Raw genomic sequence first — 10,058 nt, 5'->3', positions numbered from 1 at the left:
GGCCGGCGGCCCGGTCGCCGGCTATCGCGCCGCACGCTCGGCCACCGCCACCCGCACCGACACGGCGTTGCGGGACACGCCGCAATCGATCCAGGTGGTGCCGCGCGACGTGCTGGTGGACCAGCAGGACGTCCGCCTCGCCGACGCGTTGCAGAACGTCAGCAACGTGCAGCCGGGCGGCACCCTGCAGGGCCGCAGCGAGACCTTCATCATCCGCGGCTTCGCCACCCAGACCTACGCGATCGACGGCGTCCTGCTGAACCAGGCGAGCAACTTCTACACCGTCCAGCGCGACCTCGCCGACGTGGAGCGCATCGAGGTTCTGAAGGGGCCGGCCTCCGTGCTCTACGGCCGCGGCGAGCCGGGGGGCCTGATCAACGTCGTCACCCGCCAGCCGACCCTGGTGCCCTCGGGCGACCTCAGCATCCAGGGCGGCAGCTTCGGCTTCCGCCGCGTGCAGGGCTCGGTGTCGAGCCCGATCCCGAGCGTCGAGGGCCTGGCGGCCCGCATCAGCTTCGCCGGGCAGTCCGACCCGACCTTCCGCAACTACGGCGGTCGGGACAATTCCCGCACCTTCGTGGCGCCGGCCTTCACCTGGAACCCGTCGCCCGACACCCGCGTGTCGTTCCTCGGCGAGTTCACCCGCACCGACACCCAATACGACGAGGGCCTGATCGCCCGGAACGGGCGCGTGCCCCTCGACGACATCGGCCGGTACTACGGCGAGCCCTTCAGCCGCTACAACGGCACGGCGAATTTCGGTCTGCTCCGCATCGAGCACGACGTGAACGAGAACGTCACCCTGCGCGAGGTCTTCAGCGCCCAGGGCGGCGCCTTCGACCTGATCGCGACCCGCGCGACCGGCCTGACAAACAACAACAGCATCGTGGCACGCCGGGAGACCGCCGTGCGCTCGGCCTACGCCTCGATCGACAGCCAGACCGAGATGGTCGCGAAGTTCGACCTGTTCGGCCTGCGCAACACCGTGCTCGTCGGGTTCGAGTATACCAACGGCTATCGCCATTCCTACACGACGCAGAGCACCGGCTACCCGTCGGTCGGCTTCCTCAACCCGACCTTCGGCTCGGCCGTCGTCGGCACGACCTTGCAGGGCGACCTCCGGCAGAACAACGACCTCTACGGCCTCTACGTGCAGGACCAGGTCGACCTCGGCTACGGCCTGCAGCTGCTGCTCGGCGTCCGCTACGACACCGGAACGCAGTTCTACTTCAATCGGACGCCGACCTCGCGCGCGGTGCCGCCGGACCAGGAGCTGTCGGGAACCTCGCCGCGCGTCGGCCTCGTCTACCGGCCGTTCGATCCGCTGACGCTGTATGCGAGCTACACGACCTCGTTCAAACCGCAGACCGCCAACGTCCTCAACGTCTCGAACCCGGCCCCCGAGACCGGCGACCAGATCGAGGTCGGAAGCCGCCTCGACCTCACGCCGGACCTGACCCTGAGCGCGGCCGCCTTCCGCATCACCCGCCAGAACGTCGCCGCCACCGACCCGGCCAACACCGGCTTCTCGGTGATCACCGGCGAGCAGCGCTCGCAGGGCGTCGAAGCGGACCTGGCCGGCCAGATCCTGCCCGGCTGGAAGGTCATCGGCAGCATCGGGCAGCTCGACGCGCGGATCACCAAGGACACGACCTTCACGGTGGGCAACCGCCTCGTCGGCGTGCCGAGCTTCAGCACCAGCCTGTGGTCGACCTACCAGTTCCAGGACGGCTTCCTGCGCGGCTGGACCGTCGGCGGCGGCATCACCTATGTCGGGCGGCGCACGGGCGACCTGAACAACAGCTACTCCGTCGGCGGCTATGCGCACCTGGACGCGGCGTTGTTCTACGATTTCGACGAGCACGGCCGCTTCTCGCTGAACGCGCGCAACCTCACCGACCGGCGCTACATCGAGCAGCCGTTCAACCAGTTCAACAACGCACCCGGCGCGCCGCTCTCCGTGCTCGCCACCATTACCGCCAAGCTGTGACCCGGCCTCCGGACGCTCCGGCGGGAACGTCGGGATCGATCGGGCATCCGCGAAGGCATTGAAGCGGAGCGCGGTTTCTGCCATAAGCCGCCCCGCGTGGAACCGCCCGGCCGGTTAGGGCTGCCGTGGCGGTTCATGCTGCTCCACCAGAAGCATCCATCGAGCGCACCCCTCCGGCCATCGTCGGACGGCAGGGGTTTCGCGCAGCGGAGAGCCAAATGCCCAAGCTGAAGACCAAATCGGGCGCCAAGAAGCGCTTCAAGATCACCGGGACCGGCAAGGTCATGTACGCCCAGGCCGGTAAGCGCCACGGGATGATCAAGCGGACGACGAAGCAGATCCGCAACCTGCGCGGCACCACCACCCTATTCGAGGGCGATGCCGCCAACGTGAAGAAGTACTTCCTGCCCAACAGCCGGTAAGCGCTTCACGACCGCCGAGACTGCTTTTTTCGATCCAGGAGATACAACATGGCCCGCGTCAAACGCGGCGTGACCAGTCACGCCAAGCACAAGAAAGTCCTCAAGGCCGCCCGTGGCTATTACGGCCGGCGCAAGAATACGATCCGCATCGCCAAGCAGGCGGTCGAGAAGGGCATGCAGTATGCCTACCGCGATCGTAAGAACAAGAAGCGTACGTTCCGCGCCCTCTGGATCCAGCGCCTGAACGCCGCCGTCCGCGAGCACGGCCTGACCTATTCGCGCTTCATCGACGGCCTGGCGAAGTCCGGCATCGTCGTCGACCGCAAGGCGCTGTCCGACCTCGCGATCCACGAGCCGGCGAGCTTCGCCGTCGTGGTCGAGAAGGCCAAGGCCGCGCTGCCGGCCGCGCAGCCCGCCAAGGCGGCCTGAGCCCCATCCGAGCGACGAACCGGCGAAAGGCGCGGGGCTCCCTCGGGGGCGCCGCGCCTTCGTCATGTTCGCAGACCCCTTGTCCGCCAGCCCGCGCCGCTGCGCCGGGCGGCGACCCGCACGCGATGGGACCGCGATGACCGATCTCGACACCCTCGAAGGCGACCTGCTTGCCCAGGTCGCGTCCGCAGCCGACGAGGCGTCGCTCGAGGCCGTGCGCGTCGCGGCGCTCGGCAAGAAGGGCAGTGTTTCCGAGCTCTTGAAGACGCTGGGCGCCATGAGCCCCGAGGAGCGCAAGGCGCGCGGCCCCCTGATCAACGGCCTGCGCGACCGGGTGCAGGGCGCGATCGCGCAGCGCCGCGAGGCGCTGGCCGAGGCGGCCCTCGAAACCCGGCTCGCGGCCGAGCGCATCGACGTGACGCTGCCCCTGCGCGAGGCGCCGGAAGCGCGCGGGCGCATCCACCCGATCAGCCAGGTCATCGACGAGATCACCGCGATCTTCGCCGACATGGGGTTCTCGGTCGCCGAAGGCCCGGACATCGAGACCGACGAGCTGAACTTCACCGCGCTGAACTTCCCGCCGGGCCACCCAGCGCGCGAGATGCACGACACCTTCTTCCTCGCGCCCGACGCGGAAGGGAAGCGCAAGGTGCTGCGCACGCACACCTCGCCGGTCCAGATCCGCACCATGCGGGCGCAAAAGCCGCCGATCCGGGTGATCATCCCGGGCCGGACCTACCGGCACGATTCCGACCAGACCCACACGCCGATGTTCCATCAGGTCGAGGGGCTGGTGATCGACAAGGCGGCCAACATCGCCAACCTGAAATGGGTCCTGGAAGAGTTCTGCAAGGCGTTCTTCGAGGTCGACGCCGTGAAGATGCGCTTCCGGCCCTCGTTCTTCCCTTTCACCGAGCCCTCGGCCGAGGTCGACATCCAGTGCTCGCGCAAGGGCGGCGAGATCCGTTTCGGCGAGGGCACGGACTGGCTCGAGATCCTCGGTTGCGGCATGGTGCACCCGAACGTGCTGACCAATTGCGGGCTCGATCCGAACGAGTTCCAGGGCTTCGCCTTCGGCGTCGGCATCGACCGCATCGCCATGCTCAAGTACGGCATGCCGGACCTGCGGCCGTTCTTCGAGGCCGACATCCGCTGGATCGAGCATTACGGCTTCCGCCCGCTCGACGTGCCGAGCTTGATCGGCGGGCTGACGGGGTAAACGTCTCGGGAGGTTTCGATGACCGAGTTCGAGGTCCAGACGATCGCACAGCGCGTCCTCGGCGCGTCGTTGCACGGTGCGGGTTTCGATGCAGCGCACGTCGAGGCACGTCCCAACTCCGCAGGCGAGGATGCGCTCTTCATCACGGTGCGCTTCAAGCCCGGCGCAGGCGTCACGGGCGGCGGCGTGACCGGCGAAGCCATGGTCGCACTCGGGCACGCTCTGGAAGCCGCCGGCGAACACCGTTTCCCGTATCTGATCTACGCGTTCCCTGACGATCCGCCCCCGTATTCGGACGACGTCCAGGCCGCGGAATGAAGCCTCGCCGGATACCAGGGCCCCTCGTCGCCGACCTGATCGCGACGGCCGAACTGCTCGCCGCGAGTCCCGGGCAGCCGACGTTCCGGCAGGCCTGCATGCGGCGTGCCGTGAGCGGCGCGTATGACGCCGTGTTCCACGCCCCGTGCGCGACCTTTTCCGACGCCCTCGTCGGATGGAGCAAGGCGTCGATCCTGGCGCCGATCTATCGCTCGCTCGATCATGGACCCGTTCTCAAGAAGCTGCGAAGCCGGGAAGCCCGACAGATCGACGAGCGGATCGAACGCGTCGCCTTCCTGTTCGGCAGCCTGCAGGAGCAGCGTCATGCCGCCGATTACGCTCCTCCCTCACCCCTTTTCAGCCGAACCCAGACGTTGACGCTCGTTGCGGATGCGCAGGAAGCCGTTTCTCTGTCGAGCGGCCTCGAAGCGCCCAAGCGTCTGCAACTCGCCATCCTTCCGATCGCGCGACAGCGCGCCGCCTGAACCGAAGCGTCTCGAATCCCATGAAATTCACCCTCTCCTGGCTCAAGGACCACCTCGACACCGAGGCGTCCCTCGACGTGATCGCCGAGACGCTCACCCGGATCGGGCTCGAGGTCGAGGGCGTCGAGGACAAGGCCGCCGCGCTCAAGCCCTACGTGATCGCCAAGGTGCTCAGCGCCGAGCCGCATCCCAACGCCGACCGGCTCCGGGTCTGCAGCGTCGACGCCGGGGACGGAAAGCCGCTCCAGGTGGTCTGCGGCGCGCCGAACGCGCGGGCGGGCATGCTGAGCGTGTTCGCGCCGCCCGGCACCTACGTGCCGGGCAAGGACATCACCCTGTCCGTCGGCAACATCCGCGGCGTCGAGAGCCGCGGCATGCTATGCTCGGGGGCCGAACTCGGCTTGGGCGACGACCACGACGGCATCCTCGACTTGGCCCAGGACGCGCCGGTCGGCACGCCCTACGCCCTCTGGGCCGGGCTCGACGACCCGGTCATCGAGATCAACCTGACCCCCAATCGCCCGGATTGCGCCTCGGTGCTCGGGATCGCGCGCGACCTCGCCGCCACCGGAATCGGCGCCCTGAAATCTTCGGCCGAGCCGCAGATCCTGGGCGAAGGCCCCTGCCCCGTCGCGGTGTCGCTCGACGTGCCGGCGGCGAGCGGCCTCGCCCCGCACTTCGCGCTGCGCTTCGTGCGCGGCGTGACCAACGGTGCATCGCCGGACTGGATGCAGGCGCGGCTGCGGGCGATCGGGCTGCGCCCGATCAACGCGCTCGTGGACATCACCAACTACATGACCTTCGACCGCGGCCGGCCGCTGCACGTGTTCGACGCCGCGAAGGTCGCGGGCGACGTCGTCGTCCGGCTCGCCCGCGCCGGCGAGACCCTGAAGGGCCTCGACGGGCGCGACCACGCGCTCGGCGGCGATATGGTCGTCATCGCCGACGACGACGGCGTCGAGTCGGTCGCCGGCATCGTCGGCGGGGCGGCCTCGGGCTGCGACGCCGCGACCACGGACGTGCTGATCGAATCGGCCCTGTGGAATCCGGCCAACATCGCGCAGACCGGCCGGCGCCTCGGCGTCATCACCGACGCCCGCTACCGCTTCGAACGCGGCGTCGACCCGGCCTCGACGCTGACGGGGCTCGACCGGGCGACGCAGCTCGTCCTCGACCTCTGCGGCGGCACGCCGACCGAGGCGACGGTCGCGGGTGCGATGCCCGAGAGCGACCACGCCATCGACTTCCCCTGGTCCGAGGTGCGTCGCCTCGCCGGGCTCGACCTGTCCCGCGCCGAGATGACGGTGACGCTCGAAGCCCTCGGCTTCCGGGTCTCCGGCACCGGCGACCGGGTGAAGGTGGTGCCGCCGTCCTGGCGGCCGGACGTGGAGGGCAACGCCGACCTCGTCGAGGAGATCATCCGCATCGCGGGCCTCGACCGGATCGAGCCGAAGCCGCTGCCGCCGCTGGCGGGGATCACGCGCCCGACGCTGACCCTGATCCAGAAGCGCACCCGCCGCGCCAAGCGCGCGCTGGCAAGCCGCGGCCTGATGGAAGCGGTGACGTGGTCGTTCATCCCGCACGACGACGCGGTGCTGTTCGGCGGCGGCGGCGCCGACCTCGTCCTGGCCAACCCGATCGCGTCGGAGCTCTCCGACATGCGCCCGAGCCTGGTGCCGGGCCTGCTCCGCGCCGCGCAACGCAACGCCGACCGCGGCTATCCCGACGCGGCCCTGTTCGAGGTCGGGCAGTGCTTCGCCGACGACGCGCCGGAGGGTCAGACCATCCGCGCCGCGGCCGTGCGGCGGGGGTCGGCGAACCTCGCCGGCGGCGGTCGGCACTGGGACGGCACAGCGCCGACCGTGGACGCCTTCCAGGCCAAGGCCGACGCGCTGGCGATGCTCGCGGCGTTGGGCGTGCCGACCGGCGGCCTCCAGGTCGTGGCCGCCGGCGCCGACTGGCTGCATCCCGGCCGCTCGGGCACGCTCCAGTTCGGCCCGAAGAACCAGGTCGGCCACTTCGGCGAGGTGCACCCCCGGGTGATGAAGGCGCTCGACCTGAAGGGCACGCTGGTGGCCTTCGAGATCGTGCTCGACGCGATCCCGGCGCCGAAGCAGAAGCCGACCAAGACCAAGGGCGCCGCGATGCTCTCGGACTTCCAGCCGGTGTCGCGCGACTTCGCCTTCGTGGTCGGCCGCGACGTCGCCGCCGGCGAGATCGTCAAGGCGGCGGCGGGCGCGGAGCGCAAGCTCGTCGCCGGCGTCGAGGTGTTCGACGTGTATGAAGGCGCCGGCGTGCCCGAAGGCTCGAAGTCGGTGGCGATCGCGGTGCGGTTGCAGCCGGTGGAGCGGACGCTGACCGACGCGGAGATCGAGGCCGCGAGCGCCCGGATCGTCGCCGAGGTCGGCCGCAAGACCGGCGCGACCTTGCGCGGCTGATCCCACCCCAACCGAGGCGACCCCGATCATGACCGACGCCGAATCCCTGTGTCAGGCGCTGTCCCTGGCCGAGACCCTGCCCGAGCCGCTGCTGCGGCGCGCGCTCGCAGAGCCGGACCTCGTCGCCGGCGAGACCCTGCGCCTGCTCTCCGAGGCGGGCGCCGGCGCGGAGCTGACGCCCGAGCAGGAGAACCTGCTGTTCTGGGGTGTGCACGTGCTGGCCCACGCCCGCGACGCGCGGCTGCTCGAACCGCTCCTGCGCTTCCTCAAGCAGGACGAGGAGACCGTCGACGCGATCCTGGGCGACGCCGTCACCACGACGCTCGCGCGGATGGTGGCGAGCCTGTTCGACGGCCGGACCGACCCGCTCTTCGCGCTCGTCCTCGACAGCACCGTCGACGACGCCGTGCGCCAGGCCCTGCTCGGCGCCTGCGTCTACCTCACGATCGAGGGCCGGATCGACCGCGGCGCCATGCGCGACCTGCTGGTCCGCTTCGACGACGCGAAGGCGGCCGTCGAGGACGGCATGGGCTGGATCGGCTGGGAGGAGGCGATCGCCTTCCTCGGCTTGCGCGAGCTCGCCCCGCGGGCCGAGGCGGCGCGGCGCGACAAGCGCATCACCGACGAATTCAGCGACGCCGCGTGGTTCAAGGAGACCCTGCGCGAGGCCGAGCGCAAGCCGGACGACCGCGAGCGCCTCGACCCGTGGAACCATGGCTACTTGGACGACCCGATCACTCAGCTCGCCTGGACCCGCGAGGGCTACGGCATGCCGGCGGTCAACCCGTTCAAGGATGTCGGGCGCAACGATCCGTGCCCGTGCGGCAGCGGCAAGAAGTTCAAGAAGTGCTGCCTCGGCAAGGCGGACCAGCGGGACATGAGCGAGATCGTCAGCCTTCTCGGGAAGATCCCGAACCGCTGAGCGGGTTCGCCTCGTCAAAGGCGTAGCCCAGGGTCTCGAACCGCATCGCGCGGGCGTCGACCATCAGCAGGCGGCCGACCAGCGGTTCGCCGAAATCCGTCACGGCGCGGATCACCTCCATCGCCATCAACGAGCCCATCACGCCGGCGAGCGCCCCGAGCACCCCGGCCTCGGCGCAGGGCGGGACGGTTCCGGGCGGCGGCGGGTTCGGAAAGAGGCAGCGATAGGTCGGGTTCGGGCGGCCGTCCGGCCCGGTCTCGTGGGCGCGGATCGTGGTGAGCGTGCCGTCGAAACGGCCGAGCGCGGCGGTGACGAGGGGCCGGCGCGCTCGGTAGCAGGCATCCGAGACCGCGTACCGCGTGGCGAAGTTGTCCGAGCCGTCGGCGACCACGTCGTAGTCGGCGGCCAGCGCCTCGGCCGACGCGGCGTCGATCCGAATCGGATGCGCGACCACCGCGACGTGCGGGTTGAGGCGGGCGACGGCGTCAGCCGCGCTCTCGACCTTCGGCCGCCCGACGTCCGGCGTGCCGTGGATGATCTGGCGCTGCAGGTTGGAGAGCGACACCGTGTCGTCGTCGACGATGCCGATCGTGCCGATGCCGGCGGCGGCGAGATATTGGATCAGCGGCGCGCCGAGCCCGCCGGCGCCGACCACCAGCACCCGCGCCGCCTTCAGCCGGCCCTGCCCCGGGCCGCCGATCTCCGGCAGCACCAGGTGGCGGGCGTAGCGTTCGATCTCGTCGGGGTTCAGGGCCATCCCGTGCAGATAGGCCGGGGGCCGGATCGGCGAAAGCCTGGATCCACGGAATGCACGGCCCCGGAAACGCAGGGTAGGTTCGCACAAGAAAAGCGCCGCCTCGCTGAGCGAGACGGCGCTTCGGAATCTCGTGACGCGCGCGAACGGATCAGCGCGGCGCCAGGATCATGATCATCTGGCGGCCTTCGAGCATCGGCTCGCTTTCCACCTTGGCGATCTCGGCGGTCTCGGTCTTCACCCGCTCGAGCAGGCGCAGGCCGATGTCCTGGTGCGCCATCTCACGACCGCGGAAGCGCAGGGTCACCTTGACCTTGTCGCCCTCCTCGAAGAAGCGCTGCACCGACTTCATCTTGGTGTCGTAGTCGTGCTTGTCGATGCCGGGACGGAGCTTGATCTCCTTGACCTCGACCGTCTTCTGCCGCTTGCGGGCCTCGTTCTGCTTCTTCTGTTCGTTGAAGCGGAAGCGGCCGTAATCGAGCAGCTTGCAGACGGGAGGGACGGAGTTCGGCGCGATCTCGACGAGGTCGAGGCCGGCCTCTTCGGCTAGCGCCAAGGCGTCGAAGAAGGCGACGACGCCCCGGTTCAGGCCGGTGTCGTCGATGAGCTGCACGTCGCGCACGCCGCGGATGTCCCGGTTGGCGCGAGGCCCGTCCTTCTGCGGGGCCGGCATGGCTCTCATGGGTCTACGAATGGCGGTGTTCTCCTGATGCAACGACGAAACGGCGGCCGCTGGCATCCCGTTCCGGGCTACCCTGACCACCGATCGCTCCGGCCTATCCCGGACAGCTTACCTTGGCCGAACCGTGCGGCAAGTCAACACATGTCGGGGATCGACTCGACACGATGCCGACTTCCGCGACGCGAAAGCCTTTTGTGTGATGTGAAGGTCCGGGGCGAAAAGACAAGCCCCCCAGCAGAACTTCCCGTCGGCGCGCGGTCACGCCGGCCCCGCTCGGCCGAGCAACCCGGCGTAGATCGCCAGCGTGTCGTCGACCATGCGCGCGAGGGAGAAGTTGGCCTCGACATGCGCGCGTTCGCGCCGCGCCAGCGCGTCGCGGGCGCTGGCGCCGAGCGAGAG

Annotated in this window: 10 protein-coding genes and 1 pseudogene; 8 read left to right on the top strand and 3 right to left on the bottom strand. The window is 69.7% G+C overall.

Going from position 1 to position 10,058, the window contains the following annotated elements; translation table 11 throughout:
• The 8 genes from FV222_RS09750 to FV222_RS09715 form a co-directional block, all read left to right on the top strand.
• Positions 1-1,990: TonB-dependent siderophore receptor (locus tag FV222_RS09750; RefSeq protein ID WP_246685396.1), on the top strand; the 1,990-nt coding region annotated here is incomplete at its 5' end.
• A 218-nt stretch (positions 1,991-2,208) separates the two neighbouring features.
• Positions 2,209-2,412 (top strand): 50S ribosomal protein L35, encoded by a 204-nt coding sequence (rpmI, locus tag FV222_RS09745; protein ID WP_018044555.1) that lies wholly within the window; start codon positions 2,209-2,211, stop codon positions 2,410-2,412.
• A gap of 48 nt (positions 2,413-2,460) precedes the next feature.
• Entirely contained in the window at positions 2,461-2,841 is a 381-nt protein-coding gene (rplT, locus tag FV222_RS09740) for a 50S ribosomal protein L20 (protein ID WP_147751300.1), read from the top strand.
• A gap of 136 nt (positions 2,842-2,977) precedes the next feature.
• Positions 2,978-4,060, top strand: coding sequence for a phenylalanine--tRNA ligase subunit alpha (pheS, locus tag FV222_RS09735; RefSeq protein ID WP_147761432.1), 1,083 nt, complete (start codon positions 2,978-2,980; stop codon positions 4,058-4,060).
• 18 nt (positions 4,061-4,078) lie between these two features.
• Complete coding sequence (locus FV222_RS09730; RefSeq protein ID WP_147761433.1) at positions 4,079-4,378, top strand: hypothetical protein; 300 nt, start codon at positions 4,079-4,081, stop codon at positions 4,376-4,378.
• A 98-nt stretch (positions 4,379-4,476) separates the two neighbouring features.
• Positions 4,477-4,863, top strand: a complete 387-nt coding sequence (locus tag FV222_RS09725) for a hypothetical protein (protein ID WP_147814050.1) — start codon at positions 4,477-4,479, stop codon at positions 4,861-4,863.
• Positions 4,864-4,883: 20 nt separating this feature from the next.
• Positions 4,884-7,301, top strand: coding sequence for a phenylalanine--tRNA ligase subunit beta (pheT, locus tag FV222_RS09720; protein ID WP_147814048.1), 2,418 nt, complete (start codon positions 4,884-4,886; stop codon positions 7,299-7,301).
• A 28-nt stretch (positions 7,302-7,329) separates the two neighbouring features.
• A complete protein-coding gene (locus FV222_RS09715) occupies positions 7,330-8,223 on the top strand; it encodes a DUF1186 domain-containing protein (RefSeq protein ID WP_147761436.1) in 894 nt (297 codons plus the stop codon).
• Here the strand turns inward: FV222_RS09715 and moeB are convergent.
• The 3 genes and pseudogenes from moeB to FV222_RS31095 form a co-directional block, all read right to left on the bottom strand.
• Entirely contained in the window at positions 8,192-8,980 is a 789-nt protein-coding gene (moeB, locus tag FV222_RS09710; protein ID WP_147814046.1) for a molybdopterin-synthase adenylyltransferase MoeB, read from the bottom strand. The genes FV222_RS09715 and moeB overlap by 32 nt on opposite strands.
• A 148-nt stretch (positions 8,981-9,128) precedes the next feature.
• Positions 9,129-9,650 carry a translation initiation factor IF-3 gene (gene infC, locus FV222_RS09705; RefSeq protein WP_238270738.1) on the bottom strand — a complete coding sequence of 174 codons (522 nt, stop codon included), beginning with the start codon at positions 9,648-9,650 and terminating at the stop codon, positions 9,129-9,131.
• Positions 9,651-9,917: 267 nt separating this feature from the next.
• Positions 9,918-10,058, bottom strand: a pseudogene (locus FV222_RS31095) (glycosyl transferase); the annotation flags it as partial.

It is taken from the genome of Methylobacterium sp. WL103 (assembly GCF_008039885.1).
GTDB classification, from domain to species: domain Bacteria; phylum Pseudomonadota; class Alphaproteobacteria; order Rhizobiales; family Beijerinckiaceae; genus Methylobacterium; species Methylobacterium cerastii.
Note: the sequence above shows the minus strand (reverse complement) of the source record. Positions and strands in the feature narration are given on the sequence as shown.

Excerpts from the sequence above, each read along its gene's own strand:
- rplT (WP_147751300.1), top strand. The coding sequence starts at position 2,461 with ATGGCCCGCGTCAAACGCGGCGTGACCAGTCACGCCAAGCACAAGAAA.
- pheS (WP_147761432.1), top strand. The coding sequence starts at position 2,978 with ATGACCGATCTCGACACCCTCGAAGGCGACCTGCTTGCCCAGGTCGCG.
- moeB (WP_147814046.1), bottom strand. The coding sequence starts at position 8,980 with ATGGCCCTGAACCCCGACGAGATCGAACGCTACGCCCGCCACCTGGTG.
- FV222_RS09730 (WP_147761433.1), top strand. The coding sequence starts at position 4,079 with ATGACCGAGTTCGAGGTCCAGACGATCGCACAGCGCGTCCTCGGCGCG.
- pheT (WP_147814048.1), top strand. The coding sequence starts at position 4,884 with ATGAAATTCACCCTCTCCTGGCTCAAGGACCACCTCGACACCGAGGCG.
- FV222_RS09725 (WP_147814050.1), top strand. The coding sequence starts at position 4,477 with ATGCGGCGTGCCGTGAGCGGCGCGTATGACGCCGTGTTCCACGCCCCG.
- rpmI (WP_018044555.1), top strand. The coding sequence starts at position 2,209 with ATGCCCAAGCTGAAGACCAAATCGGGCGCCAAGAAGCGCTTCAAGATC.
- FV222_RS09715 (WP_147761436.1), top strand. The coding sequence starts at position 7,330 with ATGACCGACGCCGAATCCCTGTGTCAGGCGCTGTCCCTGGCCGAGACC.
- infC (WP_238270738.1), bottom strand. The coding sequence starts at position 9,650 with ATGCCGGCCCCGCAGAAGGACGGGCCTCGCGCCAACCGGGACATCCGC.